At 35.5% G+C, this 26479-nt stretch carries 28 protein-coding genes; 16 read left to right on the top strand and 12 right to left on the bottom strand.

Annotation, left to right across the window (positions count from 1 at the left end; genetic code table 11):
- The first annotated feature begins 1 nt into the window (after position 1).
- Entirely contained in the window at positions 2 to 988 is a 987-nt protein-coding gene (locus tag E0F89_RS00590) for an acyl-ACP desaturase (RefSeq protein ID WP_131907930.1), read from the top strand.
- A 79-nt stretch (positions 989 to 1067) separates the two neighbouring features.
- The gene (locus tag E0F89_RS00585) at positions 1068 to 1721 is read left to right on the top strand and encodes an HD domain-containing protein (RefSeq protein ID WP_131907929.1); all 654 of its coding nucleotides are present in this window, start codon (positions 1068 to 1070) and stop codon (positions 1719 to 1721) included.
- A gap of 112 nt (positions 1722 to 1833) precedes the next feature.
- On the opposite strand, the gene E0F89_RS00580 is transcribed toward E0F89_RS00585, so the two are convergent.
- The 8 genes from E0F89_RS00580 to E0F89_RS00545 form a co-directional block, all read right to left on the bottom strand.
- Positions 1834 to 2232, bottom strand: coding sequence for a hypothetical protein (locus E0F89_RS00580; protein WP_131907928.1), 399 nt, complete (start codon positions 2230 to 2232; stop codon positions 1834 to 1836).
- 65 nt (positions 2233 to 2297) lie between these two features.
- Positions 2298 to 3977, bottom strand: coding sequence for a hypothetical protein (locus tag E0F89_RS00575; RefSeq protein WP_131907927.1), 1680 nt, complete (start codon positions 3975 to 3977; stop codon positions 2298 to 2300).
- A gap of 50 nt (positions 3978 to 4027) precedes the next feature.
- Entirely contained in the window at positions 4028 to 4810 is a 783-nt protein-coding gene (locus tag E0F89_RS00570; RefSeq protein ID WP_131907926.1) for an enoyl-CoA hydratase/isomerase family protein, read from the bottom strand.
- Positions 4811 to 4821: 11 nt separating this feature from the next.
- Positions 4822 to 6294 (bottom strand): sensor histidine kinase, encoded by a 1473-nt coding sequence (locus tag E0F89_RS00565; RefSeq protein WP_449404023.1) that lies wholly within the window; start codon positions 6292 to 6294, stop codon positions 4822 to 4824.
- Between the two features lie 3 nt (positions 6295 to 6297).
- Complete coding sequence (locus E0F89_RS00560; protein WP_131907925.1) at positions 6298 to 6852, bottom strand: CopD family protein; 555 nt, start codon at positions 6850 to 6852, stop codon at positions 6298 to 6300.
- Complete coding sequence (locus E0F89_RS00555) at positions 6839 to 8194, bottom strand: MATE family efflux transporter (RefSeq protein ID WP_131907924.1); 1356 nt, start codon at positions 8192 to 8194, stop codon at positions 6839 to 6841. The genes E0F89_RS00560 and E0F89_RS00555 overlap by 14 nt, the downstream gene beginning before the upstream one ends.
- Positions 8195 to 9256 (bottom strand): ferrochelatase, encoded by a 1062-nt coding sequence (gene hemH, locus E0F89_RS00550; RefSeq protein WP_131907923.1) that lies wholly within the window; start codon positions 9254 to 9256, stop codon positions 8195 to 8197. It lies immediately after the preceding gene.
- A 99-nt stretch (positions 9257 to 9355) separates the two neighbouring features.
- Positions 9356 to 10231 (bottom strand): helix-turn-helix domain-containing protein, encoded by an 876-nt coding sequence (locus E0F89_RS00545; RefSeq protein WP_131907922.1) that lies wholly within the window; start codon positions 10229 to 10231, stop codon positions 9356 to 9358.
- A 228-nt stretch (positions 10232 to 10459) separates the two neighbouring features.
- Between E0F89_RS00545 and hemA the strand changes: the two genes are divergently transcribed.
- The 14 genes from hemA to E0F89_RS00475 all read left to right on the top strand — a co-directional run bounded on the left by hemA (position 10460) and on the right by E0F89_RS00475 (position 22127).
- Positions 10460 to 11716, top strand: a complete 1257-nt coding sequence (gene hemA / locus E0F89_RS00540) for a glutamyl-tRNA reductase (RefSeq protein ID WP_131907921.1) — start codon at positions 10460 to 10462, stop codon at positions 11714 to 11716.
- Entirely contained in the window at positions 11713 to 12633 is a 921-nt protein-coding gene (gene hemC, locus E0F89_RS00535) for a hydroxymethylbilane synthase (protein WP_131907920.1), read from the top strand. Before hemA ends, hemC begins: the two co-directional genes overlap by 4 nt.
- On the top strand, positions 12633 to 13316 hold the full coding sequence (locus E0F89_RS00530; protein WP_131907919.1) for a uroporphyrinogen-III synthase: 684 nt from the start codon (positions 12633 to 12635) through the stop codon (positions 13314 to 13316). The genes hemC and E0F89_RS00530 overlap by 1 nt, the downstream gene beginning before the upstream one ends.
- A gap of 22 nt (positions 13317 to 13338) precedes the next feature.
- Entirely contained in the window at positions 13339 to 14364 is a 1026-nt protein-coding gene (gene hemE, locus E0F89_RS00525) for a uroporphyrinogen decarboxylase (RefSeq protein ID WP_121364003.1), read from the top strand.
- 212 nt (positions 14365 to 14576) lie between these two features.
- The gene (locus E0F89_RS00520; protein ID WP_131907918.1) at positions 14577 to 15128 is read left to right on the top strand and encodes a transposase; all 552 of its coding nucleotides are present in this window, start codon (positions 14577 to 14579) and stop codon (positions 15126 to 15128) included.
- Between the two features lie 159 nt (positions 15129 to 15287).
- The gene (gene hemF / locus E0F89_RS00515) at positions 15288 to 16190 is read left to right on the top strand and encodes an oxygen-dependent coproporphyrinogen oxidase (RefSeq protein WP_131907917.1); all 903 of its coding nucleotides are present in this window, start codon (positions 15288 to 15290) and stop codon (positions 16188 to 16190) included.
- Between the two features lie 80 nt (positions 16191 to 16270).
- Positions 16271 to 17263: a porphobilinogen synthase gene (gene hemB, locus E0F89_RS00510; RefSeq protein ID WP_131907916.1), complete on the top strand. Its 993-nt coding sequence runs from the start codon at positions 16271 to 16273 to the stop codon at positions 17261 to 17263.
- A gap of 2 nt (positions 17264 to 17265) precedes the next feature.
- Positions 17266 to 17775: a DinB family protein gene (locus tag E0F89_RS00505; protein ID WP_131907915.1), complete on the top strand. Its 510-nt coding sequence runs from the start codon at positions 17266 to 17268 to the stop codon at positions 17773 to 17775.
- 37 nt (positions 17776 to 17812) lie between these two features.
- Positions 17813 to 18199 carry a c-type cytochrome gene (locus tag E0F89_RS00500; protein ID WP_131907914.1) on the top strand — a complete coding sequence of 129 codons (387 nt, stop codon included), beginning with the start codon at positions 17813 to 17815 and terminating at the stop codon, positions 18197 to 18199.
- A gap of 170 nt (positions 18200 to 18369) precedes the next feature.
- The gene (locus tag E0F89_RS00495) at positions 18370 to 18849 is read left to right on the top strand and encodes a hypothetical protein (RefSeq protein ID WP_131907913.1); all 480 of its coding nucleotides are present in this window, start codon (positions 18370 to 18372) and stop codon (positions 18847 to 18849) included.
- The gene (locus E0F89_RS00490) at positions 18839 to 19039 is read left to right on the top strand and encodes a helix-turn-helix transcriptional regulator (protein ID WP_131907912.1); all 201 of its coding nucleotides are present in this window, start codon (positions 18839 to 18841) and stop codon (positions 19037 to 19039) included. Before E0F89_RS00495 ends, E0F89_RS00490 begins: the two co-directional genes overlap by 11 nt.
- A gap of 8 nt (positions 19040 to 19047) precedes the next feature.
- On the top strand, positions 19048 to 19518 hold the full coding sequence (locus E0F89_RS00485) for a methylated-DNA--[protein]-cysteine S-methyltransferase (RefSeq protein WP_131907911.1): 471 nt from the start codon (positions 19048 to 19050) through the stop codon (positions 19516 to 19518).
- Positions 19519 to 19657: 139 nt separating this feature from the next.
- The gene (locus E0F89_RS00480) at positions 19658 to 20371 is read left to right on the top strand and encodes a 3'-5' exonuclease (protein WP_131907910.1); all 714 of its coding nucleotides are present in this window, start codon (positions 19658 to 19660) and stop codon (positions 20369 to 20371) included.
- A gap of 70 nt (positions 20372 to 20441) precedes the next feature.
- Positions 20442 to 22127: an ABC transporter ATP-binding protein gene (locus E0F89_RS00475; protein WP_131907909.1), complete on the top strand. Its 1686-nt coding sequence runs from the start codon at positions 20442 to 20444 to the stop codon at positions 22125 to 22127.
- Positions 22128 to 22205: 78 nt separating this feature from the next.
- Here E0F89_RS00475 and E0F89_RS00470 read toward each other — a convergent pair whose 3' ends face one another.
- The 4 genes from E0F89_RS00470 to E0F89_RS00455 all read right to left on the bottom strand — a co-directional run bounded on the left by E0F89_RS00470 (position 22206) and on the right by E0F89_RS00455 (position 26476).
- Positions 22206 to 22865, bottom strand: a complete 660-nt coding sequence (locus tag E0F89_RS00470; RefSeq protein WP_131907908.1) for a CoA transferase subunit B — start codon at positions 22863 to 22865, stop codon at positions 22206 to 22208.
- Positions 22866 to 22916: 51 nt separating this feature from the next.
- A complete protein-coding gene (locus E0F89_RS00465; RefSeq protein ID WP_131907907.1) occupies positions 22917 to 23264 on the bottom strand; it encodes a four helix bundle protein in 348 nt (115 codons plus the stop codon).
- A gap of 38 nt (positions 23265 to 23302) precedes the next feature.
- Positions 23303 to 24004, bottom strand: a complete 702-nt coding sequence (locus E0F89_RS00460; protein ID WP_131907906.1) for a CoA transferase subunit A — start codon at positions 24002 to 24004, stop codon at positions 23303 to 23305.
- A gap of 162 nt (positions 24005 to 24166) precedes the next feature.
- Positions 24167 to 26476 carry a penicillin-binding protein 1A gene (locus E0F89_RS00455; protein WP_131907905.1) on the bottom strand — a complete coding sequence of 770 codons (2310 nt, stop codon included), beginning with the start codon at positions 26474 to 26476 and terminating at the stop codon, positions 24167 to 24169.
- Positions 26477 to 26479 lie beyond the last annotated feature (3 nt).

The raw sequence follows: 26479 nt of genomic DNA, 5'->3' as shown, positions 1-26479 counted from the left end.
AATGTCAATAAAAAACATTCGATTAGAAGTAATGCAGTTTTTGGAAAAAAACGTAGATAGCTTTGTCGATCAGTATCTAATTCCAGTAGAAAAAATATGGCAACCAACAGATTTTTTGCCGAATTCTCAAAGCGATACTTTTTTTGATGAGGTGAAAGAATTACGTGAAATTGCAAAAGATTTACCATACGATTTCTGGGTAACTTTAGTGGGGGATACCATCACCGAGGAAGCTTTACCAACTTACGAATCCTGGTTAATGGACGTAGAAGGAATTGATAATATTGAGCGAAACGGCTGGTCTAAATGGATCAGACAATGGACTGGTGAGGAAAATCGTCATGGTGATTTACTGAACAAATATTTGTATTTGTCCGGTCGTGTAAACATGCGCGAAGTAGAAATCACAACCCAACACCTGATCAACGACGGTTTTGATATTGGGACCGGAAGAGATCCATACAAAAACTTTGTGTACACCAGTTTTCAGGAATTAGCAACCTATGTTTCTCACAACAGAGTAGCGCAGATGGCTAAAAAATATGGTGACAACAAATTATCTAAAATGTGCAAAATGATTGCTGGTGACGAGATGCGTCATCATCATGCGTACAGTGAATTTGTAAATCGTATTTTTCAAATTGATCCAAGCGAAATGATGCTTGCTTTCCAATACATGATGAAAGCAAAAATTGTTATGCCGGCGCATTTCCTTAGAGAATCAGGTGAAAAAATAAGCACTGCTTTCGAACAGTTTTCTGATTCTGCACAACGAATTGGAGTTTACACTGCGGCCGATTACGTGGATATCATACAAAAATTAAATGACAAATGGGAAATTGACAAAATTTCGGGTTTGACTGATGAAGCAGAAAAAGCGCGTGATTACTTGATGAAATTACCGGGTAGAATGGCAAAAATTTCAGAAAGAATGGTGATTCCGCAAGAATCACATATCTTCAAATGGGTAGAGCCGGCCAGAATTTAAATTTTTGATGTAAGAATATAAAATGTTGATTTTTGAAGTTAGTCTTTGAAAATCAACATTTTTTTTAGAAAATATAATTATGAATAATCCTGATTTAATAAACAAAACAATCCTTTTTGTAAAAGAAAAACTAGAAAATGCCGAAGGCGGACACGACTGGTTTCATATCGAAAGAGTGTTTAAAAATTCCATTCTGATTTCAAAGAATGAAGTTTGTAACCCTGTTATAGTTCAATTAGGTGCTTTGCTTCACGATATTGCCGACAGTAAGTTTCATGATGGTGACGAAACAGTGGGACCAAGAATTGCCCGTGAATTTTTAGAATCGGAAAATGTTGATGAGGAGATTATCACTCATGTAATAAATATCATTGAAAACATCTCTTTTAAGGGAGGCAACTTCGAAAAGAAATTCTCATCAATAGAATTAGATGTGGTTCAGGACGCAGATCGTTTAGACGCGATTGGCGCCATTGGAATAGCAAGAACGTTCAATTATGGCGGATTTAAAAATAGAGCGCTATATGACCCTAATATCGCTCCTAATTCCAGTATGACAAAAGAAGAATACAAGAAGAACGATTCTCCAACGCTCAATCATTTTTATGAAAAGTTATTGCTTTTGAAAGATAAGATGAATACCCAGACCGGAAAACAAATTGCACAAGAAAGACACCGTTATATGGAAGGATTTCTGTCGCAGTTTTATGCAGAATGGGAAGGGGAAAAATAGGTTTTTGTGTTGTATAGAGGCACGATACGGTATAGAGGCACACGATACACGTTATAGAGGCACGATACGTTAGAGACGCACTGCAGTGCGTCTCTACAATGCAAATTGTTTTTTAAATCCCTTTCGCTTTCATTTCCAGAATCACATCCGAAGCGTTTTTAAAAGTGGGCGCTTGCTCAATAATGGTTCCCACTCTTTTTTTATTGAGTTTAAAAGTGATATCATTCTCTGTTGTAAACAGCAAAGCGGTCAAAAACGGGTTGTTCATATAAGGAGCCAGTACAATAAAAGCTTCATCAAGGGTATGGAAACTTTCTACTTCTTCAGTTTTGTAGCGCGCCGTAACCGAAAGACTGAAAACGTCATTCTCCAGCAAAACGGGACGCACATAGATATTTTTCAGTTCCGTATCACCGATGGTTTTGGCCAGTGTTAATTTGGCGTAGGTATGGTTTTCGATACTTTCTTTTACCTTTTCCCAGAAAAGTGCAAATACAGGTTGGAAGGACATAAGTTGATTTTTTTTTGATATATTATTTTCAGAAATAAGTTTTCATAAACATAATGATTTGATATTTATATACTAACTTTTAAAAGCTGTTTTTTGGTTCCTTTTTTTCCCAAAAAGAAAACGGAATTTCCAAATTTAATTCCGTTCGAAACCATAAAAGGCACTTCGTTTTCTTCGTCATCGAGAATTTCTTGATAATCGAAATCGCCATTTGGATTAATTCGGATAAGATTTAGATTGTACTTGTTTTTTCTGGTGTCTCTAAATTCTATTCTATTATTCTCTAAATTTTTTATTTTTTCACTTGCGTTGATGAAGAAATAAACGTCATTGTTTATTAGAGTTGAAGTATAGGAAACAAAAGAACCTAACTCGTCTCCAGTTTGACGCTTATTGATATTTCTAGACCAAAGTAAATTGCCTTCTTCATCAATTTTAATACTTACCACATCATCATAATTGTAGTAGGTGCGTCCGCCGGAATAACCTCCAGAAGTACTGTAATTTCCTGCTGTAGATGTAATATAAGACTCTTCGGCATTAAAAATTAACTCGTTGTTTTCTGTAGTAAACAGATTTTTAAAAGTCAGATATTTTAATTCTTTATTTTTGATTTTGCCATATTTATCAAGAATAAATTGTTCAGAAAAGACATTAAATTTTGATGTTTTTACTTGAAGGGTTAATGAGTCTAGCTCAAAATAACTAATTCCTTTGTATCTTTTATCGTATTGGTCTGAATAAAATCCAATACAAATTAGTTTTTCGTCTTTAACTATAGTTTTCAAAGATCCAATAAAGTGTTCTTTCGTATCAAAAATTTGGGATTCAACTTTGTCTTGAGTGAATTTTGTAATTTCGAATTGGTATTTAACTTCATTTTCTTTTTCTTTCATTTCTTTTGGATACGATTTGCTTAAAAGGTAAATCGAATTCCCATCTTTAGATAATTCAATGTTTTGTAAAATATATTTTCTATCGTTAGTATCTTTTGTAAAATCTCGTTCAATCTTTTTATTCAGTTGATTGTCGAATAAATAAATTTTTAAGATATCTGAATGGTCCTTTTTATTAAAGTTTAATACAATAGAAAAGGTGTTTTGTTCTTTATTCACCACCAAAGCCATTTTTGTATTTCCACTTGAAGAAGAGTTTTTTTCTGATTTTCCACTCAACGAAAAATTAAATAAAAATGGACTCTCTTCTGATGGAGCACCGAAAGAACCATTAATCAGAGATTTCATATTTGCATTTTGATAAAAAGTTTCACTTAAAGAAAGACCGCCATATTCTTTTATTTCATCGCGTGTAAATCGAAATAATTCTTTTTTCTCCAAAGCAAAGTCGCTAACACTGATGGAATTTGCTATACAGATATACGATTTTTCATTAAGATCGTAAAACATTTCAATAATTCTAATTTTGTTTTCTATTCTAAAAATCCCTAATACAACTGGCGTTTTTTGGGAAACCGGATGTTTAATTTGAAAATCATATTCATTAAGAAGTTTTAGATTCCCATCATAATGTTCAAAATAATAGCCGGAATTTGGAGAAATTCCGCTGCTTTTATAGGAACGGACAATTAAAATTCCACCTCTTCCATCTTCTTCTGAAAGTACAATTTGCGATTCTCCGTATTCATCTTTAAAGACTTCGCTTTTTTGAATTTTAAAAGGAATATTTTGTGCAAAACTTGATATTGACAGTAATGTAATTAAGAACAAATAAATAATTTTCTTCATAAAGATAATAGAATGATTTTTTAGATTTCCAACTGCAACTAAACACCATTTTATTTCCCAGTAAACACTGCTTTTCTTTTCTCCAAGAAAGCTGTTGTTCCTTCCTTAAAATCTTCGGTTCCAAAGCATTTTCCAAAGGCTTTTATTTCGGTTTCATAGCCATTTTTGCCTTCCTTGAAATTAGCATTGACTGCTTTTATCGCTTTGCCAACGGCATACGGAGAATTCTTGATTATTTTATTCGCCACACTCACACAGTAGTCTAAAAGTTCAGCTTCAGGTACCACGTGATTTACCAGTCCGGTTCTATAGGCATCTTGTGCCGTTACCATTCCTGCGGTCATAATCATTTCCATTGCACGACCTTTTCCTATCAATTGTGGCAAGCGTTGTGTTCCTCCGTAACCCGGAATTACACCCAATGAAACTTCAGGTAATCCCATTTTTGCATTTTCTGAAGCGACTCTGAAATGACATGCCATCGCTAATTCTAATCCGCCACCCAATGCAAAACCATTGACGGCCGCAATTACCGGAGTTTTTAAATTTTCTATGAAATCAAATAATTTTTCTTGACCTTCTGCGGCCAATTGCGTTCCTTCTTCAATCGAAAAATGAGCAAATTCAGAGATATCAGCTCCGGCCACAAATGCTTTTTCACCGCTTCCCGTTAAAATAATAACTCGAATTTCATTATTTTTTCCTAATGTTTTGAACGCTTTATTCAAATCAGAAATCGTGGCAACATTCAATGCATTTAGTTTGGTCGGACGATTTATGGTAATGGTTGCAATGTTATTTTCGGTTGCAATTAAAATATTTTCGTAATTCATAATTGTAATTTTTACGGGTTAATAATTGGTAGCGAAACAATAAAAGTAGTTCCTTTTCCAAATTCAGTTTCAAAGGTAATCGTTCCTTTATAATTTTCGATAATGTTTTTAATAATTCCAAGACCAAGCCCCATTCCGCTGCTTTTGGTGGTGAATTTTGGTTCAAATATACGACTGATGTCTTTTGGTTGAATTCCAATCCCATTATCTGCAACGGTTATCAAAACGTTATTTTGGTCTTTTTTAATTTTTACAATTACGGATTTAGTTACTTGGTTTTCGGGAATGGCTTGAATCGCATTTTTTACCAGATTTGTAATGATTCGAATGAGCTGCGTTCTATCAATTTTCGAAATAATTTCAGGAGAGTCACTTACAAACACTATATAATCCTCATTGAAAATATCCATTGCCAGATCAACCACATTCACCACATTTAAGGTTTCATTTTGCTGTGCCGGCATCGATGCAAAATTTGAAAAGGCAGATGCAACGGCGCTCATCGTGTCAATTTGTTGAATCAATGTCTCGGAGTAATCCTTCATCTTTTGTCTTACATCGGGATCAGAAGGGTCAAATTTTCGTTGAAAACTTTGCACGGTCAATCGCATTGGAGTTAACGGATTCTTGATCTCATGGGCCACTTGTTTTGCCATTTCGCGCCAAGCCTCTTCACGTTCGCTTTGGGCTAGTTTTACCGCGCTTTTCTCCAGTTTGTCCACCATTCCGTTGTATGCTTTGATCAAAAGATTAATTTCTTTACTGCTGGCTTCCAAGACAATTTTTTTGTTTTTTTGATTCAAACTGGTTTCGCTCAACTTATCTGAGATCGTTTTTAGTGATTTTGTAATGTAAGTCGAAAGAAAATAGGCCAAGGCAAAAGCTACGATCAGCATAAAAGAATAGACCTGACCCAAACGGATCAAGAAACTGTGTAATTCATTTTTATAAAAACCATCATCTTCCACATAAGGAAGATTCAAAATTCCTAGAGTTTTGAATTTATCGTCTTTTATCTGACTGTAGGACGCTCGATTCTTTACTCCATTAATCGTTTTAATGTCAACATATCTTTTTTCGATGGAGGAACGAACTAATTTTAGAATGTATTCGGGAATCGGCGGTGCTACTTTGTCTACAGAAAATGATTCTTTCGATGATTTCAGCAGTTTTCCGTCTAGACTGTAGATGTTAATTTCAATACTGTGAATTTGAGCTAGTTCGTGAATTTTATCTTTGAAAATTAAACTTAAATTCTGATTAGTCAAAGGATAAGTCGTGGTAGAAAGCACATAATTGATGTGCTCTTTTATTGCATCTTCTTTTCGTTCTAAACGCTCTTGATGGTATTCTTTTGCTTCATTTTTGAACTGAATGATCGAAATAGAAGCTAACAAAACGGAGGCCATAATTATCAGTACGATCATAGACAGGAAAATCCTGATTCGCAACGAAAGCATCGACATTTTGAAGTTTTTGAACATAAATTAAGATTGATTTCTTTCTCTTATTTTTTTGTAAAATTTAAATCCAAGCATAATTAAAAGTGAAAAAAGAAAAATTCCAACTACACCGTAAATCCAGTTGACTGCATTTTTTAAGATTACTAAAAAAACTACTGCAAAAAGGATTATTGTTGCTCCTTCATTCCACAATCGCATGAAAGTTGTTGAGTATTTTACCTCATCATTCTGCAATTGATTGAATATTTGTTGGCATTTTGCATGGTATAAATATAACGCAAATACAAAGCCAAGTTTTACGTGCATCCACGGCATTTTTAACCACGCTTGACCTAAATCCGTAAAAAACAACATCCAAAAAGCAAAAATACTAGCCAAAACTGCCGATGGCCAAGTGATAATATACCACAAACGATAGGTCATAATTTTGTATTGTTTTTGAAGAATTTCTTTCTCTGGCGAAGTTTTTTGAGATGCCTCAATTTGGTAAACGAACAACCTAACAATGTAAAACAATCCAGCAAACCATGTGATGACAAAGATGAGGTGTAAAGATTTAAGGTAATTATAGTATTCCATCGTTAATTTGAATCAGTTTTGTGTTCATTTCTTTTTTTAGAAAATAACCGGTGAGTATAGTTGAGAGTACATCAGCAATTGGGAATGCAATCCACACTCCAAAAATACCTAAAAAATTTGGTAGTATCAGCACCAATGGAATTAGGAAGAATCCTTGTTTGCTCAAAGTCAATAATAGTGCTTTTTTTGCTTTTCCCGCCGCTTGAAAATAAGCTGCACCAATTAACTGAACAGCAATAATCGGTGAGGCCGCAAAAACCCAGCGCAGCGCTTCAGGAGTTTGGGCAATGATAAGTGGATCTGTGGTAAAAACAGCGACTATCGGTTTGGCAAATATTAGAATAACCACAAAAATCAGTGAGGCTAAAAAGGCGGCATACTTTATCGAAAGCAGAACGCTTTCTTTGACTCTTTCATAATTTTCTGCTCCATAATTAAAGCCTGCAATTGGAAGAAAACCTTGTGTAATTCCCAGAATTGGAAATAAGGCAAACATCAACATTCGGCTTATAATTCCATAAATCGCTACGGAATGTTCGCCGCCATAAGTATATAAGGTGTGATTCAGGATTATTGCCAAAATGCTTACGACTCCTTGTCTTGAAAAAGTTACAAAGCTCAATTCAGAGATTTCTTTTACAAGTGGCATTTTAAATTTAAAATGCTTCATTTTTAGTTGGAGTTCACTTTTTAAAACAAAAAACCAAAGCACAAACAAGAAACACATAAAATAGGATATGGCTGAAGCCAAAGCTGCGCCAAACATTCCTAATTCTAAGTATTTGATAAAGAGAATGTCTAATGCAATATTGACAAATGCGGGAATAATCATGGCAACCATCGCAAATTTTGCCTTTCCTTCTGCGCGGATAACATTGTTTCCCATCATGCAGAGTGCCAAAAACGGAACGCTAATAATAATAGGAATGAAAAATTCCTTTGCGGGTTCCATTATGGCTCCTTTCGCACCAAAAAGCATCAGCATTTCATCACTGAAAAAAAGACCAAATACGACAAAAACAGAAGCTAATAAAAAAGTCATCATGATTTGATTCCCAAAAATATGCAATGCTTTTTCCTTTTGATTGGCTCCTAATGCTCTGGAAAGTACGGAACCTCCGCCCACACCAATCGCCATTCCCAAAGAAGAAATCAAAAAGGTGATGGGCAAAACTACAGTTACTGCCGCAATGGCCAATGATCCTATCCATTGACCAACAAAAATGGTATCAATTAAAATATTAACCGACATGAATAAAATCCCAATAGATGAGGGAACTGCTTGTTTTATCAAGAGTTTTTTGATGTCTTGAGTTCCTAACTCATCGGCGGTAACAGCCATTTAGGCGGTTGTTTTTTCAGAAGTAACTTCTTTTTTGATGGATGAGGAGGTATTTGACCAATTTGAAATCCAGTTGCTCACGGTTTTACACCAATCATCACTGTCATTCAAACATGGAATTGCTTTAAAGTTTTCTCCTCCGTGATGTAAGAATTCTTCTTTAGCCTCCATGGCAATTTCTTCCAGCGTCTCTAAACAATCAGATACAAAAGCAGGTGTAACAACAGCAAGATTTTTAATTCCTTTTTCAGGCATTTTGTTCACTTCAACATCCGTGTAAGGCGTCAACCACTTGTCACCCGCTAATCGAGATTGAAAAGTCTGGCTGTATTTTCCTTCTGGAATTCCCAATAATTTCACCACTTGTTTGGTCGTTTCGTAACATTGGTGGCGGTAACAAAATTCATGTGCCGGTGAAGGCGTGTTGCAGCAAGAACCATCAATTTTACAATGTGATTTAGTAATATCCGTTTTGCGAATGTGACGCTCCGGAATTCCGTGATACGAGAATAATAAATGATCGTAATCAAAACCTTCTAAATGTCCTTTGATAGAATCAGCCAGGTTTTGTAAATAATCAGGTTTGTTATAAAAAGCAGGAACAATCGTAAATTTCATTTCTGGGAAATATTTTTTACGGTGTTCTTCAGCTAATTCTAGTATAGTAGTCGTAGACGCCATCGCATGTTGCGGATACAAAGGAAAAAGCAGCACTTCGGTCACGCCTTTATCATGCAGTTCTTGTAAACCAGACAATAACGACGGATTTCCGTAACGCATGGCTAAGGAAACGGGAACGTCAACTAATTTTTGAACTTTTTTGTGCATTCTTTTGGAAATAACAACCAATGGAGAACCTTCGTCCCACCATATTTTTGCGTAAGCGGCAGCCGATTTTTTAGGTCTTGTTTGCAAAATTATTCCACGAACTAATAAGGCTCGCAACAAAAACGGAACGTCAATTACGTATTTGTCCATTAAAAATTCATCTAAATATGGTTTTACATCTTTAGCAGTTGGACTTTCCGGAGAACCTAAATTAACTAATAATACACCTTTCATGTTGTCTTTTTTTGTTGGTACAAAAGTAATTAAACTTACTTTTTTATAAATTGCGATTAACTATTTTTTATTTATTGTTTAATATAAGAAATCAATTGTTTACGGCATATTTGGGTTGATTGACATCAAATATTTTTTGGGCGTAGTGGCAAATTTCTTTTTGAATGCCGCTATGAAATGACTTCCGGTGCTGTAGCCAATTTTCAATCCTACTTCGTTCACGTTATAGGAACCGCTGTCGAGTAATTTTCGTGCAAAATCCATTTTATAGTCAAATAAGAAACCATAAACCGTGTCGCCGTAAATTTGTTTGAAACCCATTTTTAGTTTCTTTAAATTCAAGCCTATTTCATCGGCTAATTCTTGTAATCCGGGCGGTTCAGCCATATTGGCAATGATGATTTCTTTGGCTTTTCTAATTTTCATTACATTGTCTTCGTCTATCAAAAACGGACATTGTTCTGCATTTGGATCTTCGGTTCTGTTGAAATACAGGCTCAGTAATTCGTAACCTTTTCCTTTATAATACAGGTTTTTTATCGACGGATGCAAATTATAATGAAACAATTGAGACAATACAATTGCCATCGAAGGACTTATATTTCCCTCGTCATAATATTTTTTGTCTTTATTATCGGTACTTAAAAAGGTAATGTAATCCGCTTCAGTCGAAAACAAAGCATGAAATTTTTTGATGGAAATAATCACTGATATCACCCAAGAATTTGGAGCTAACTCTAAATTTAAAGGTAATTCTTTTTGTGGATTATATAAAAGCAGTGATTTTTCCTCTTTCATTTCTAAAGCATAATTACCTTGATTAAAGATAAATTTCGCATTTCCTTTTAATCCAAAATGAAACTGAATCAATCCGCTGCTTACTTCGCGTTGGGCTTGAAAGGTTTCGGGGCTGTCATTCTGAAAGCGAATGAGCGTAAAGTCATCTTCAATTTTTATGATTTCTTGAGAACCCATAGCGATATTTTTTTAATATGAAAATGATAATTATCAAGTCTATTTATTTAGAAACGTTATGAATAAGGCGCTTAAAAGAGCGCGTTTCTTCTACAAAAATAAGGGTTTTTATAATAAAATAACGATTTAAAACTAAAAAATCATTAAGCGATACAAAAAGAACTTCTAGCGTTACTTTTATAAATACTATAGTTCTAATTTTGTTTCACTTTTTGGAAAAGTGCAAATATGGAAAACAATAACACATCAAAGCATCAGTATTTTTACTCCGTTGGATTAAGCTACAAAAAAGCAGATGCTGAGATTAGAGGGAAATTTAGTTTAGATGCTGCTGCAAAATTGCGTTTGCTGGAACAAGCCAAGAATGAAGGAATAGAGAGTTTAATAGTCACTTCTACCTGTAACCGTACCGAAATTTACGGTTTCGCGGAACACCCATTTCAACTAATCAAATTAATTTGCGAGAATAGTCAAGGATCCGTTGAATCATTTCAAAAAGTTGGTTTTGTCTATAAAAACCAAGAAGCCATTGGCCACATGTTTCGTGTAGGAACTGGTTTAGATAGTCAAATATTGGGTGATTTTGAAATTATAGCACAAATAAGAAATTCCTTCTCACAGTCAAAATCGTTAGGTTTAGCCAATACTTTTATGGAACGATTGGTGAATGCTGTGATTCAAGCCAGCAAAAAAATAAAAACAGATACAGAGATTAGCTCTGGCGCCACTTCGGTTTCTTTTGCTGCGGTTCACTATATTTTTAAAAATGTAGAAGACATTGGAAACAAAAACATTCTCTTGTTTGGTACTGGGAAAATTGGTAGAAATACGTGTGAAAATTTAGTAAAACATACTAAAAACGAACATATTACTTTAATTAATAGAACCAAAGAGAAAGCAGAAAAATTAGCCGGAAAATTAAACTTAATTGTAAAAGATTATTCTGAACTGCATTTAGAACTACAAAAAGCAGATGTTGTTGTGGTAGCAACCGGCGCACAAAATCCAACTATTGACAAAGCGATTCTGAATTTGAAGAAGCCATTGTTGATCTTGGATTTATCAATTCCGAAAAATGTAGACAAAAATGTGGAAGAATTGGAGGGCGTTACCTTAATTCATATGGATTATTTGTCTCAACTAACAGACGAGACTTTAGAAAACAGAAAAAAACACATTCCTGCTGCTGAAGCCATCATTGAAGAAATAAAAGAGGAATTTATTACTTGGACTAAAGGCAGAAAATTTGCACCGACAATCAATGCGTTAAAAGCCAAATTGAATGCGATAAAAACATCCGAATTGGATTTTCAAAGCAGAAAAATTTCAAACTTCAATGAAGAGCAAGCCGAAATAATTAGCAACAGAATTATCCAAAAAATTACGACTCATTTCGCTAATCATTTAAAACATGACGATACCATGGTGGATGAAAGTATTGAATGGATTGAGAAAGTTTTCAAAATAGGAGCTACTACAAAATAATGAATAAAATTATACGCATAGGAACTCGCGATAGCGAACTCGCGCTTTGGCAAGCCCATACCGTCGAAAAAAAGCTAAATGATTTAGGCTATAAAACCGAAATTTTAGCGGTAAAATCACAAGGAGATATCATCCTTGACAAACCACTTTACGAATTAGGAATCACAGGAATTTTTACTAAAACACTTGATATCGCCATGATAAATGGTGATGTTGATATCGCGGTGCATTCCATGAAAGATGTTCCTACAGCTTTGCCAATAGGAATTGTTCAGGCAGCTGTTCTGGAAAGAGCGAATACGTTGGACATTTTGGTACACAAAGGAAACCTTGATTTTCTTAATGGCGACGGTACAATTGCCACAGGAAGTTTACGTCGCCAAGCACAATGGTTGAACAAATATCCCAATCACAAAGTAGTGGATTTGCGTGGAAACGTCAATACGAGAATGCAGAAATTGCAGGATAGCGATTGGAACGGAGCTGTTTTTGCGGCAGCAGGATTGGAGAGAATCAACTTGAAACCTTCTAATTATATCGATTTGGATTGGATGATTCCAGCGCCGGCTCAAGGTGCTATGGTTGTTGTTGCAATGGCAAAAGATGAATTTTGCAGACAAGCGCTAAACGAACTCAACGATATTGATACCGAAGTATGTACACATATTGAAAGACAGTTTTTAAAAACACTCGAAGGCGGTTGTACAGCACCAATTGGCGCTTTAGCAGTTTTTGTAGAAGATGATATTTTGTTTAAAGGCGTTTTGTTTTCTATCGATGGAAAGCAAAAAATCGAAATTGAGAAAACCGTTCCGATGCAAGAATGGAAGAAATTAGGGTTTTATTGTGCCAAAGAAATTTTAGAAAATGGCGGAGCAGAATTGATGACAGAAATTAAAATTAATTTTAAAAAATAATGAGCCAAACAAGCATTTTATCCACAAAAACATTGTCGGCAGAACAAAGGCAAGTATTTATTGATGCTAATTTTGATCTTTTAGAACAAGATTTCATCGAAATAAAAAACAACCTTTTTGATCTGAAGACAATCAATAGCAACTTGATTTTTAGCAGCCAAAATGCTGTTTTAAGTTTGATAGAACAAAACGGTTGGGAAGTTTTAAAGATTAAACCTGTTTTTTGTGTAGGTGTTAAAACCAAGGATTTACTGGAATCGCATGGATTTACTGTTGATGTTTATTTAGATTACGCCTCTGAATTAGCTGAAATAATCACTTTAATTTACAATAAGGAAAGCTATACTTTTTTGAGCGGAAATTTGCGTAAAGAAACATTGCCAGAAGCATTAAAAAGTGCAGGAATAACTTTTAATGAAATCGAAGTGTATCAAACAACACTTGCGCCTTTTAAAATATCAGACCAGGAAAATTTTGACGGAATTCTATTTTTTAGCCCATCTGCCGTTGAAAGTTATTTGACAAACAATAAAATCAAGAATGAAGTTTGTTTTTGCATAGGCACCACTACAGCATCAGCATTAGAAACAAAGAAAATTAAAAACATAGTAATTGCTGAAACACCAACTATCGAAGAGGTGATTGAGGAAGTTATTGAATATTATAAAACGGAAAGCATCTAGCAATCTGCTAAAATTTAAATCCATGATTAAGAACGACCTATTTTTAAGAGCGCTAAAAGGAGAAACAGTACAACGTCCGCCAGTTTGGATGATGCGTCAAGCTGGAAGATATTTACCGGAATTCATCGCTTTGCGTGATAAATATGATTTTTTCACCCGTTGTCAAACTCCGGAATTAGCTGCAGAAATTACAGTTCAGCCGATAAGAAGAATTGCTCCAGATGCTGCAATTTTGTTTTCGGATATCTTGGTAATTCCACAAGCAATGGGAATTGAGGTAGAGATGAAACCTAATTTTGGTCCGTATTTACCAAATCCAATTCGTACGATTCAAGATGTGGAAAAGGTAATTGTTCCAGACGTTCACGAAACTTTGGGGTATGTTTTTGAAGCTATCAAATTGACTAAGGAAATGTTGAATGATGAGGTGCCGTTAATTGGTTTTGCAGGTTCTCCTTGGACAATTATGTGTTATGCAGTGGAAGGAAAAGGTTCTAAAAGTTTTGATATGGCCAAGGGATTTTGTTTCCAACATCCAGAAGCAGCGCATGTTTTATTGCAAAAAATTACTGATACCACTATTTTATACCTAAAAGAAAAAGTAAAAGCCGGAGTAAATGCCGTTCAAATTTTTGACTCTTGGGGCGGAATGCTTTCACCCGTTGATTATCAGGAATTCTCTTGGAAATACATCAACCAAATTATTGAAGCATTGGCTGATGATGCACCGGTAATTGTTTTCGGAAAAGGTTGTTGGTTTGCGTTGGGAGAAATGGGGAAAAGTAGAGCTTCTGCACTTGGAGTGGATTGGACTTGTTCTCCAAGAAATGCAAGATACTTGTCTGGTGGAAATATCACGTTACAAGGAAATTTTGATCCGTCAAGATTGTTATCTCCAATTCCGGTTATCAAGAAAATGGTTCATGAAATGATTGACGAATTTGGAAAAGACAAATATATCGTGAATTTAGGTCACGGAATTTTACCAAATATTCCTGTGGATCACGCAAAAGCGTTTATTGATGCAGTGAAGGAGTATAATCAGTAGTATTTATTTACGATATCTCCTGCAAGGTTTCTTTTGAACCTTGTAGGTGTTTTTTAAAATTTTGTTGACATGGTTTATACCTAAATATTTATTTTACTATATTTCCTGCAAGGTTTCTTTTGAACCTTGTTAGTATTTTTTAAAATTTTGCTGACATGGTTTATACCTACAAGGTTAAAAAAACCTTGCAGGATCAACTTAAAATGTATAATATGAAATTAGAAGTTTTAGAAAAAGATTGCTATTATCATATTTACAATAAAGGAATTAATGGGGCTCCTATTTTCGAAAATGATGAAAACAAAATTTTCTTTTTAAAACAACTTTCAAAATATTTATTGGGTAAAATCTCCATATTTGGATATTGTTTAATGGATAATCATTTTCATTTGATTATCCGATTAAATGAAGATGAGAAAATAGTGAAGCAGGCATTTTCTAATTTTTTTAACTCTTATGCTAAAGCTTTTAATAAGCAAACAGAGAGAACAGGAAGTCTTTTTGAAAAACATTTCAAAAGAATAAGATTGAAAGGGGATGATTACTTGAAACAATTGATACTATATGTGCATTTGAATCCGAAGCATCATTTAGATTTAAAATTTCATGATTATAAGTATTCTTCCTATCAAGCTTTTATTTCAAATAAAGAAACAAAAATAGAGAAAGAAGAAGTGTTGAAGCTGTTTGGAGGTATAGAAAATTTCGTTTTTTGTCACAATCAAAAAAATGATTTTTTAACTGAAAAACACACATTTGAGTAATATTTTTGCAATCTTGTAAGGTTTTTTTAACCTTACAGCTAAGTTAGATTAGAAATATCATCACTAGTTATACCTACAAGGTTTTGGAAACCTTGCAGGAAAGCAAGACGTTTTCGTTTGAAATATTTAATAAGTTAGTTGCTGCAAAGCAAATTCATAATGAAAGAACAATTCTATCAATACATACAAAACCTTCAAGACCAAATCTGTAAAGGATTGGAAGCAGTTGAAGGTCAGGCCAAATTCCGTGAAGACCTTTGGGAACGTCCGGAAGGTGGAGGCGGAAGAACCCGCGTAATTGAGAACGGACAAGTTTTCGAAAAAGGCGGTGTCAACATATCGGCAGTCCACGGGAAATTGCCGGAAGCCATGCAGAAAATGTTCAACGTGGGTGAAGCTGATTTTTTTGCCTGCGGATTGAGTTTGGTATTGCATCCGAAAAACCCAATGGTGCCAACTGTTCATGCGAACTGGCGTTATTTCGAAATGTACGATGACAACGGAAATGTAATCCAGCAATGGTTTGGCGGTGGGCAAGATTTAACGCCATATTATCTGTTTGAAGAAGATGCAATTCATTTTCACCGAACCTGTAAAACCGCTTGCGATAAACACAATCCGGAGTTTTATCCAAAATACAAGAAACAATGCGATGCCTATTTTTGGAACGCTCACCGAAATGAAGCTCGTGGAATTGGCGGATTGTTTTTCGATTATTGCAAAGCAAGCGTTGACATGAGCATGCAAGATTGGTACAGCTTTGTAACCGAAGTTGGGAATAGTTTCCTTGATGCATACGTTCCAATTGTTGAAAAAAGAAAAGATTTACCGTATACCCCAGAACAAAGAACATGGCAGGAAATCCGTCGTGGTCGCTATGTGGAGTTTAATTTAGTTCACGACAAAGGCACTTTATTTGGACTAAAAACCAACGGAAGAATCGAAAGTATCCTAATGAGTTTACCGCCGCATGTGCAATGGGTATATGACCATCATGCAGAAGCCGGAAGCGAAGAAGAAAAATTAGTAAACGTATTAGAGAATCCAAGAAATTGGCTTTAGGTTTATTTTAAATTCTGAATTTTAAATTTTAAATGGGTTTAACTTTAAACTTTTAAACCTGAAACTTTAAACGAAAATATATGTTCCCATTACACAGAGGCAGAAGATTACGCGTTAATGAATCCATTCGTTCTTTAGTTCGTGAAACCAGTTTGAGTCCATCGGATTTTATGTTTCCGATGTTTATTGCTGAAGGTGAAAATTACAAAGTAGAAATTCCTTCCATGCCAGGCATATTTCGTCGTTCGATAGATTTAACCGTAGAAGAAGTCAAAGAAATATTTGCATTGGGAATTCGTGCCGTGAATATTTATGTAAAAGTCAGTGAGAATTTAAAAGACAACGCAGGAAATGAAGCCTGGAATCCAAACGGATTAATGCAGAACGCCATTCGTGCCATCAAAGCCGCTTGTCCGGAGATGATCGTAATGCCCGATGTGGCTTTAGACCCATATTCTATTTATGGCCATGACGGAATCATTACAAACGGTGATGTTGCTAATGATGCAACGAACGACGCTTTGGTGAAAATGGCCATTTCTCATGCGCGAGCGGGTGCCGATTTCGTAGCGCCTTCGGACATGATGGACGGACGCGTATTGCGTTTGCGTGAAGGTCTTGATGCTGCCGGTTTTCATAACGTGGGTATCATGAGTTATTCTGCAAAGTATGCTTCTGCATTTTACGGGCCATTTCGTGATGCGTTAGACAGTGCGCCTGTTGACGCTACTGAAATTCCAAAAGACAAAAAAACATACCAAATGGATTATGCCAATCGTATCGAAGCCATCAAAGAAGCGTTGTGGGACGTGGAAGAAGGCGCTGATATGGTTATGGTAAAACCAGGAATTGCCTATTTAGACATCGTTCGTGAAGTTAAAAACGCGGTAAATGTTCCGGTGACCGTTTATCATGTTTCGGGAGAATATGCAATGATTAAAGCTGCCGCCGAAAGAGGTTGGTTAGATCACGATAAAATTATGATGGAACAATTAATGTGCATCAAAAGAGCAGGAGCAAGCTTAATTTCAACTTATTTTGCCAAAGAAGCCGCGATACTTTTAAATAAATAGAAATGAAAAAATGTTTAATAATAGCCGTTTTATTGCTTTCTAATAGCATTTTTGCACAAGTTAAGGTAGTTTCCACTTTCATCGAGAAATGGGATAATTCCAAAGATTATTTAGTAGCCGTTGCAGAAGCTATGCCGGAAGATAAATATGATTACAAGCCTGCTGATCGTGAAATGTCGTTTAGAGAACAGTTATTTCACATACAAGAGAATATGAATTGGTTGAGTACAACGCATTTTTCAGAAGTAAAATATGTGAAAAAAGAAGCCGTAAAAGAACTTTCTAAAGCGCAAATCATTCAAGAAATAAAAGTCTCTTTTGATAAAGCAAAGGCATTTGTACAAAAAACCAATGATGCTGAATTATCCCAAAAAGTAGCTTTTTTTGCGGGTCCAAAATCAAAATTACAGATACTTAACCTTATGCAAGATCACGTTACCCATCACAGAGCACAAATCTTAGTATATTTGAATCTGAATCAAATTCAGCCACCAAAGTATGTGGGATGGTAATCCTGCAATTTAGACACTTAAAATTAAAGAAATTAATATGAGAAAGACGTTATTTTTATTTGCCGTTTTAGCCTTTGCTTCTTGTAAAAAAGAAGAAGTCAAAAAAGAACCTTTATACCCAACCACTACCGAAGAAGTTGCCCAAACTCCAGAGGAATTAGGGGAGGAAATTTTCAAAGGAAAAGGGAATTGTGTTGCTTGCCATCAAGTAGAAAAGAAAGTTATTGGACCAAGCCTGCAGGATATTGCTAAGATTTACAAAGATAAAAATGCAGATATGGTCGTGTTTCTCAAAGGTGAAGGCGAGCCTATTGTTGATCCTAGCCAATATGAAGTGATGAAAACAAATTTTGCGGTCACCAAAGCGATGTCTGATGACGAATTGAAGGCTTTGGAAGCTTATGTATTTTCAACGCTGAAATAATTGTCATTTTTAGCTTGTCAAAGTGAAAAGCTCATAAAAACAAAAACCATCTCGACCGAGATGGTTTTTTTGTGCAATTTTTTATATGCTTTATTTGACAAAATGTAAAATAAACTTGTCTTATTGGAAAATAAAATTTACATTTGACTTGAATTTCAAATTTCACATATATGAAAACGAATTATTTATTTCCGAATGCTTTCAAAAAGCCTAGTCTTATTGTATTTATTCTTGCCAGTATCTGCATGATTATCATTTCGAATTTTAACGATAGTTTAAATTTGCAACTTATGGTCAAAATATTTGCATTTATTAGTGATCAACCTTTTAGGGAACCTCTTTATTTCAGATGGTTTGAAGATGATATTTTCCCAGAATTATTGGGAATCATATTAATTCTAAGTGGACTTATGTTTGCTTTTTCAAAAGAGAAAACAGAAGACGAAATGATTTCTAAAATTCGTATAGAAAGCCTAGTTTGGGCAACCTACATCAATTATGTGGTGTTGTTATTTTGCATTCTTTTTATATATGGATTAGCTTTTTTTAATGTAATGATATACAATATGTTTACCCTTTTGTTCTTTTTCATCGTTCGATTTCATTGGATGTTATATAAAAATAGTCAAATTTGCAAGCATGAAGAATAGTGTAAAAATCCAACGTGCCATTGCCAATATTACTCAAGCCGAATTGGCAGACAAAATTGGGGTAAGCAGACAAACCATCAATGCGATTGAAGCTGGAAAATATGCTCCGTCAACGGTTTTAGCATTGAAAATATCAAAACTATTCGACAAGTCAGTAAATGATATTTTCGAATTAGAACCAACAGATTAATTACATATATGGAAACAGCCTACATCAAAACACCTTTAGGAATTGCAAAAATACTGGGCGATGAAAGCGGCATTTCCGTAATTTCCGTTTTGGATGAAGGAGAAATTTCAGCTACAATTCCAATTGTATTACAAGAAGCCGTTTCCCAATTCAACGACTATTTCGAAGGAAAAAGAACCGATTTTACTTTTAAATTAAATCCATTGGGAACAGATTTCCAACAAAAAGTATGGAAAGGTCTTCTCGAAATTCCTTTTGGAAAAACGATATCTTATCTTGAATTGTCCAAGAAATTAGGCGATGTCAAAGCCATTCGAGCCGTTGCTTCTGCCAATGGGAAAAACCCGCTTTGGATTGTCGTCCCCTGTCATAGGGTCATCGGAACAGATGGTTCATTGACTGGATATGCAGGAGGTTTGTGGCGTAAAAAATGGTTGTTAGAACATGAGAATCCAACTACGCAACAAAGTCTATTTTAAAAACAGACTTCTTAGATTTCTTTGATTGTTAGAAATTTAGATTGTCTCAGATTAAAAAAAATCGATCAAGTTTAGTAATTTAGGTTTTTGTATTTAATCTAAAAATCTAAGAAGTCAAAAAATCTAACCAATCTAGCTGATGATAGAAAAAATAAACCTCAATAACATTCTGTTTCTAGATATAGAAACCGTTCCGGAAGCCGAAGATTTCAATGCATTAGATGCCGAAATGAAAGATCTTTGGGAACACAAAACGCAATACCAGCGCAAAGACGAATACACACCCGAGGATTTCTACGATCGTGCGGGAATTTGGGCCGAGTTTGGTAAAATTGTCTGTATTTCCGTGGGTTATTTTACTGTCAAAGGCGATATTCGGAATTTTAGGGTGACTTCTTTCTTTGGGGAAGAAAAGAAAATATTGTTGGATTTTAATAATTTGTTGAACAATCATTTCAATCAACCACAACATGTTTTGTGTGGGCATAATGCTAAGGAATTCGATATTCCATTCCTTGCCCGACGAATGATTATCAATCAAATTGCCATTCCTGACAAGCTGAATTTATTTGGAAAAAAACCATGGGAAATTCCACATTTAGATACGTTGGAATTATGGAAATTTGGTGACTACAAGCATTATACCTCATTGAAATTAATGTGCAAAGTCCTTGGAATCCCTTCTCCAAAGGGCGATATTGACGGTAGTCAGGTAGGACATGTTTTTTATGTAGATAAAGACATTGACCGCATTGTGACTTATTGTGAGAAAGATACGATTGCAGTAGCTCAAATTTTCCTTCGCTTGCGCCGTGAAGAATTGTTGGTAGACGAGGAGATTATTCACGTGTAAAGACTACCAACGCTCTAGTGTTTTTAAATTCTAAAACGGTTTTTCCTAAAAAACGATTACTTTTATAGCTATGAATAAGCCTCTACTTTCCATACAGAATCTTGAAATTTCTTTTAAAAAAGAAGGAAATTACAACGCGGTAATCAAAAATATCAGTTATGATTTGTATCCAAATGAAATTCTTGGAATCGTTGGAGAAAGCGGTTCTGGGAAATCGGTTTCTTCTTTGGCGATTATGGGATTGTTGCCGGCGCATATTTCTAAGATAACTCAGGGAGAGATAATTTTTGACGGAAAAAATGTTGCGCATTCAACACAGCAGGAGTTGCAAAATCTTCGTGGGGATGATATCGCTATGATTTTTCAAGAGCCTATGAGTTCACTGAATCCATCGCTCAAATGTGGATTCCAAGTGCAGGAAATTCTGTTACAGCATACAAAACTTTCTAAAACGGCAACAAAAGCAGAGACTCTTTCTCTTTTTGAAAAAGTAAAACTACCTAATCCCGAGCTAATGTTCGAGAAATATCCGCACGAGATTTCCGGGGGGCAAAAACAACGAGTGATGATTGCGATGGCGATTGCCTGCAAACCTCAATTGCTGATTGCTGACGAGCCAACAACGGCGCTAGATGTTACGGTGCAAAAAGAAATTATTCAGTTATTAAAAGATATCCAGCAGGAAACAGGCATGAGCATTATTTTTATTTCTCATGACTTGTCTTTGGTTTCTGAGATTGCACATCGGGTTTTGGTAATGTACAAAGGCGAAATTGTGGAACAGGGTTTGGTCGAAACAGTTTTTCATCAGCCTGACCATAATTACACCAAAGCGTTGATTGCGTCGCGGCCTTCGCTGGACGTGCGTTTAAAACGATTACCTACCATTCAGGATTTCCTGAATAAAACCGTGAGTGCCGCTGTAGTCACATCAGCAAACAGGGCTGAATTTCATGATAAATTATACCAGCAGAAACCTATTTTAGAAGTAATTAATGTGGAGAAAGAGTATTTCTCTTCAGCAGGATTATTCGGAAAAGAAACGGGTTTCAAAGCAGTTAATGATGTAAGTTTTAAATTGTACGAAGGAGAAACGTTAGGATTAGTTGGTGAATCCGGTTGTGGGAAATCAACTCTTGGAAATGCCATTTTACAATTGGATAAAGCTACGGCGGGACAAATTTTATATCGCGGACAAGATATTAACAAGTTGTCCACGGCAGAATTAAAAAAACTGCGTAAAGAAATTCAAATTATTTTTCAGGATCCGTATTCTTCTTTAAATCCCAGGATTCCTGTGGGAAAAGCCATTATGGAGCCTATGAAAGTTCATGGAATGTATCAAAATGATGCCGCAAGAAAGGCAAAAACGATGGACATTTTAGAACGAGTAGGTTTAGGCGAAGAATATTTTTATCGCTATCCGCATGAATTTTCCGGCGGTCAGCGCCAGCGCATTGGGATTGCGAGAACCATAGCTTTACAGCCTAAATTGATCGTTTGTGACGAATCAGTTTCTGCTTTAGATATTTCAGTTCAGGCTCAGGTACTGAATTTACTTAATGAACTGAAAGAAAATTTTGGATTTACTTATATTTTTATTTCACATGATTTGGCGGTTGTAAAGTACATGTCTGATCAGGTTTTAGTAATGAATCATGGCAAAATAGAAGAGATTGGCGACGCTGATGAATTGTATGCGCATCCTAAAAAAGAATATACAAAGAAGCTTATTGATGCAATACCTAAGGGGTAATCTTTACTTTTTATAAAACGAAAACCACAATCTTAATACTATTTAAGATTGTGGTTTTATATAATTTGATCGAAATTATTAATCCATTACCATTTCTGGAATGTCACCTTCAATAATTAAATCAGCTTCTGTAGAAGCGATGATGTGCTCTACGGTAACACCCGGTGCGCGTTCCAATAATTTGAAACCGTGGGGTGTCACTTCTAAAACCGCTAATTCAGTAACTACTTTTTTGACGCAACCTACACCCGTTAACGGTAAGGTACATTTTTTAAGAATTTTTGATTCTCCGGCTTTGTTAACGTGCATCATGGCAACAATAATATTCTCGGCCGAAGCCACTAAATCCATTGCGCCTCCCATTCCTTTGACCATTTTTCCTGGGATTTTCCAGTTAGCAATATCACCATTTTCGGCCACTTCCATCGCTCCAAGAATTGTTAAATCAACATGTTGTCCACGGATCATTCCAAAACTGAAAGCAGAATCAAAGAAACTTGCTCCGGGCAAAGTAGTTATGGTTTGTTTCCCTGCGTTGATTAAATCCGCGTCTTCATCGCCTTCAAAAGGAAAAGGACCCATACCAAGAATTCCGTTTTCACTTTGAAATTCAACGTCAATTCCTTCCGGAATATAATTAGCCACAAGTGTAGGAATTCCGATTCCGAGATTCACGTAATAATTGTGTTTTAATTCTTTTGCAATTCGTTTTGCAATTTGATTTTTATCTAAAGCCATTTCTTAATGTATCAATTTATGAATTTAACAATATATCAATTTTGACAATTGTTACTTATTGTTTTTACTAGTGCTTAGGATTTTGTAAACTATTAATCCTAATTCATTAATTTGAATTTTTAAGCTTTGGTCAAAAGGATATGAGGATGCATTTTCACAAAGCAAAAGCCAGTATTTTGTTTCCTCTAGTTCTTTGGCTGCAATTTTAATTTTATGAATAAAATCCGCTCTGCTTTCGGCATTTTGTGCTTCATGAATATTAGCGCCTATACTTGTTCCTGACTTTAATAGTTGATTGGCAATAATAAATTTGCGTTTATTTTCTAATATTTCACAAAAAGCTATAATACCTAATGCGAGATCAATGGATTTAGTAACAACAATATTCTCTTTATCCATTTTTTATTAATTGTTATATTGAAAAATTGCTAAATTGTTTAATTTTTTGCACGAACCGTTCTTTGTTCAATTCTTTTTTCATATTTCTCGCCTTGAAAAATTCTATTGACAAGTATTCCAGGAATATGAATTTCATTTGGATCTAAACTTCCTGCAGGCAGCAATTCTTCTACTTCGGCGATGGTAATTTTTGCAGCTCCAGCCATACAAGGATTAAAATTTCTTGCGGTTCCTTTGAAAACAAGGTTTCCGGCTTCGTCACCTTTCCATGCTTTTACGATGGCAAAATCAGCATTGAATGCGTGTTCCATAACATGCATTTTTCCGTTGAATTCGCGCACTTCTTTACCTTCAGCTACTTCAGTTCCGTAACCGGCTGGTGTGAAAAAAGCAGGAATTCCTGCTTGTGCCGCACGACAACGTTCTGCTAAAGTTCCCTGAGGAATAAGATCTACTTCAAGTTCTCCAGAAAGCATTTGGCGTTCAAATTCGGCATTTTCCCCTACGTAAGAAGAAATCATTTTCTTGACTTGACGCTTTTGTAAAAGCAGTCCAAGACCAAAATCATCGACACCCGCATTGTTTGAAATACAGGTTAAATCCTTAGTTGCTTTTTTTACTAATTCGGCTATGGAATTTTCTGGAATACCACATAATCCGAAACCGCCAAGCATGATAGTCATCCCATTTTCAATTCCTTGAAGGGCGTCCTGAACGTTATTTACTTTTTTGTTAATCATATAAGTGATTTGCTGTTTGTCGAATATTAATCTGATGATGAATTGTGCTTTAAGGACGAATACCTTAACCCAGTTAGTCCCGAAGTTTAGGGAGAAATCATGTTATTGTGAGGAACGAAGAAATCTCTCAATATGCGATTGCTTCGTTCCTCGCAATGACTTTTATAATTCAAATTCTTCGGTATCTTGTTCTACGGCAGTTGTGTCTACTACTTTTCTAGGTACGTAACAGTCTACTTTTATAGAAAGATTTGAGGGTCTTTCAAAGCTTTCCTTAGAAACTTTTAGGGCCGGATCAGCATAACACAGCTTCATGAAATAACCCCAAACTGGTAGTGCTGCTGTGGCACCTTGTCCGTAAGTAAGGCTTTTGAAACGTGCTGAACGATCCTCGCAACCGACCCAAACACCGGTTACAAGATTAGGAACCATTCCCATGAACCATCCATCGGACTGGTTTTGTGTGGTACCAGTTTTTCCTGCGATAGGATTTTTAAACTGATAAGGATAACCTGTCCAACGATTGTCACCGCTTCCTCCATAGGTGTTTCGTAAACGATCTCCGGATCCACCTTCTGTTACACCTTCGAGTAATTTGATAACCGCATATGCGATATCTTTATTTAATACATCATGAGACTCCGGAATTGGCTCGTAAATTATCACGCCGCTTTTGTCTTCAATTTTTGATATAAATTGTGGTTTCATGTAAACTCCTTGGTTTGCAAAGGTACTATAAGCAGCAACCATATCTTCAACGGTAATTTCAACTGCTCCCAAAGCAATGGAAGGCTGCAATGGAATTTCGGATTTTACTCCTAATTTATGTGCTAAATCGACAACTGCTTCCGGTCCTACTTTGTCCATTAATTTTGCTGACACGGTATTTATCGAATTGGCCAAACCTCTTTTCAAGGTAACCATTCCGCGGTATCGGTTGTCTGAGTTTTTAGGTTCCCAGTCTTCGGTAACATTATGGCGCCCTTTGCGAATCATAAATGGTCCATCAATGATCGAGTCACAAGGAGACATATTGAGCTGTTCTATGGCGGTTGCGTAAACAAAAGGTTTGAATGTTGATCCTACTTGTCTGGCGCCTTGCCCTACGTGATCGTACTGAAAATATTTGTAATTAATACCACCAACCCAGGCTTTTATATTACCGGTTTGCGGTTCCATCGCCATCAATCCGGATTGCAAAAAGTGTTTGTAATAACGAATGGAATCCAATGGTGTCATGATCGTATCTTTTTCTCCTTTCCAGGAAAAGACAGTCATTTTTGTTTTTTCGTTAAAGGATTTTATAATTTCTTCATCACTTTTATTCAACGATTTCATGACAGCCCAGCGATTGGATGATTTCATCGCCTGGTTTAATATTTTTTGGGTTTCTGCATTTGATAAATTTACAAAAGGGGCATTTTTATTGCCTTTAGCTTGAATGAAAAACTCTTCCTGAAGATTTGCCATGTGCGCGGCAACTGCTTCTTCGGCATGTATTTGCATTCTGGAATCAATGGTAGTGTAGATTTTTAGACCGTCCTTGTAAATGTCATAATCAGAACCATCTGGTTTTTTATTTTCTTCCGCCCATTTTTTCATGTAATCCCGTAAATATTCTCTAAAATAAGTTGCCGTTCCTTCTTTATGGGTCTCTAATTTGAAATTTAATTTGATAGGCAAACTTTGTAATTTTTCTTTTTGAGCTTCTGTAATGATTTTTCCTTTTTCCATTTGAGAAAGCACTACATTTCTACGATTTGTTACTCCTTCAGGGTTTCTGATAGGATTGTACAAGCCGGAGTTTTTAAACATTCCCACAAGTATCGCCGATTCACTGATGGTCAAATCCTTTGGTTCTTTCGAGAAATAGGTTTTTGCCGCGGAACTAACTCCAACAGAATTGTTTCCAAAATCATATACGTTGCAATACATGGCAATGATTTCATTTTTAGTGTATTGTCTCTCTAATCGAATAGCGATAATCCATTCTTTTATTTTTTGTACAATTCTAAAAGGCAAGAATTTAGATCCTTCTCCGTGGAACAATTGTTTTGCTAATTGCTGTGTCAATGTACTCGCTCCACCGCTAGTTCCAAAACTGGAAATCGCTCTCAAAGTTCCTCTTCCGTCGATACCGGAATGTTCGTAAAAACGAGCGTCTTCCGTAGCGATTAATGCATCGATTAAATTTTTTGGTAAATCAGCGTATTTTAGCTGAGACCTGTTTTTCTCAAAATATTTTCCTAAAACAACTCCGTCAGCAGAGATGATTTCGGTAGCTAAATTAGAATCAGGATTTTCTAAGTCTTCAAAAGATGGCATCGAACCGAAGATTCCCCATGATGCAAATATGAAAAACAAACCAACACTGCCTAGCGCAATAAAGAATATTTTCCAAAATTTTCTTTGATAGTGTTCAATTCCTTTTTCAGTATTTCTAGTCGAATTGTTATTTTTTTTGATAGCCATAAT

The sequence above is a fragment of the Flavobacterium caseinilyticum genome (assembly GCF_004349085.1).
Classification (GTDB): Bacteria; Bacteroidota; Bacteroidia; order Flavobacteriales; family Flavobacteriaceae; genus Flavobacterium; species Flavobacterium caseinilyticum.
This window is presented reverse-complemented; position numbering and strand designations above follow the sequence as displayed.

What these genes read in the sequence shown, in the direction of transcription:
- E0F89_RS00590 (WP_131907930.1), top strand. Translation starts at nt 2, where the DNA reads ATGTCAATAAAAAACATTCGATTAGAAGTAATGCAGTTTTTGGAAAAA.
- E0F89_RS00585 (WP_131907929.1), top strand. Translation starts at nt 1,068, where the DNA reads ATGAATAATCCTGATTTAATAAACAAAACAATCCTTTTTGTAAAAGAA.
- E0F89_RS00580 (WP_131907928.1), bottom strand. Translation starts at nt 2,232, where the DNA reads ATGTCCTTCCAACCTGTATTTGCACTTTTCTGGGAAAAGGTAAAAGAA.
- E0F89_RS00575 (WP_131907927.1), bottom strand. Translation starts at nt 3,977, where the DNA reads ATGAAGAAAATTATTTATTTGTTCTTAATTACATTACTGTCAATATCA.
- E0F89_RS00570 (WP_131907926.1), bottom strand. Translation starts at nt 4,810, where the DNA reads ATGAATTACGAAAATATTTTAATTGCAACCGAAAATAACATTGCAACC.
- E0F89_RS00565 (WP_449404023.1), bottom strand. Translation starts at nt 6,294, where the DNA reads ATGTTCAAAAACTTCAAAATGTCGATGCTTTCGTTGCGAATCAGGATT.
- E0F89_RS00560 (WP_131907925.1), bottom strand. Translation starts at nt 6,852, where the DNA reads ATGGAATACTATAATTACCTTAAATCTTTACACCTCATCTTTGTCATC.
- E0F89_RS00555 (WP_131907924.1), bottom strand. Translation starts at nt 8,194, where the DNA reads ATGGCTGTTACCGCCGATGAGTTAGGAACTCAAGACATCAAAAAACTC.
- hemH (WP_131907923.1), bottom strand. Translation starts at nt 9,256, where the DNA reads ATGAAAGGTGTATTATTAGTTAATTTAGGTTCTCCGGAAAGTCCAACT.
- E0F89_RS00545 (WP_131907922.1), bottom strand. Translation starts at nt 10,231, where the DNA reads ATGGGTTCTCAAGAAATCATAAAAATTGAAGATGACTTTACGCTCATT.
- hemA (WP_131907921.1), top strand. Translation starts at nt 10,460, where the DNA reads ATGGAAAACAATAACACATCAAAGCATCAGTATTTTTACTCCGTTGGA.
- E0F89_RS00530 (WP_131907919.1), top strand. Translation starts at nt 12,633, where the DNA reads ATGAGCCAAACAAGCATTTTATCCACAAAAACATTGTCGGCAGAACAA.
- hemE (WP_121364003.1), top strand. Translation starts at nt 13,339, where the DNA reads ATGATTAAGAACGACCTATTTTTAAGAGCGCTAAAAGGAGAAACAGTA.
- E0F89_RS00520 (WP_131907918.1), top strand. Translation starts at nt 14,577, where the DNA reads ATGAAATTAGAAGTTTTAGAAAAAGATTGCTATTATCATATTTACAAT.
- hemF (WP_131907917.1), top strand. Translation starts at nt 15,288, where the DNA reads ATGAAAGAACAATTCTATCAATACATACAAAACCTTCAAGACCAAATC.
- hemB (WP_131907916.1), top strand. Translation starts at nt 16,271, where the DNA reads ATGTTCCCATTACACAGAGGCAGAAGATTACGCGTTAATGAATCCATT.
- E0F89_RS00505 (WP_131907915.1), top strand. Translation starts at nt 17,266, where the DNA reads ATGAAAAAATGTTTAATAATAGCCGTTTTATTGCTTTCTAATAGCATT.
- E0F89_RS00500 (WP_131907914.1), top strand. Translation starts at nt 17,813, where the DNA reads ATGAGAAAGACGTTATTTTTATTTGCCGTTTTAGCCTTTGCTTCTTGT.
- E0F89_RS00495 (WP_131907913.1), top strand. Translation starts at nt 18,370, where the DNA reads ATGAAAACGAATTATTTATTTCCGAATGCTTTCAAAAAGCCTAGTCTT.
- E0F89_RS00490 (WP_131907912.1), top strand. Translation starts at nt 18,839, where the DNA reads ATGAAGAATAGTGTAAAAATCCAACGTGCCATTGCCAATATTACTCAA.
- E0F89_RS00485 (WP_131907911.1), top strand. Translation starts at nt 19,048, where the DNA reads ATGGAAACAGCCTACATCAAAACACCTTTAGGAATTGCAAAAATACTG.
- E0F89_RS00480 (WP_131907910.1), top strand. Translation starts at nt 19,658, where the DNA reads ATGATAGAAAAAATAAACCTCAATAACATTCTGTTTCTAGATATAGAA.
- E0F89_RS00475 (WP_131907909.1), top strand. Translation starts at nt 20,442, where the DNA reads ATGAATAAGCCTCTACTTTCCATACAGAATCTTGAAATTTCTTTTAAA.
- E0F89_RS00470 (WP_131907908.1), bottom strand. Translation starts at nt 22,865, where the DNA reads ATGGCTTTAGATAAAAATCAAATTGCAAAACGAATTGCAAAAGAATTA.
- E0F89_RS00465 (WP_131907907.1), bottom strand. Translation starts at nt 23,264, where the DNA reads ATGGATAAAGAGAATATTGTTGTTACTAAATCCATTGATCTCGCATTA.
- E0F89_RS00460 (WP_131907906.1), bottom strand. Translation starts at nt 24,004, where the DNA reads ATGATTAACAAAAAAGTAAATAACGTTCAGGACGCCCTTCAAGGAATT.
- E0F89_RS00455 (WP_131907905.1), bottom strand. Translation starts at nt 26,476, where the DNA reads ATGGCTATCAAAAAAAATAACAATTCGACTAGAAATACTGAAAAAGGA.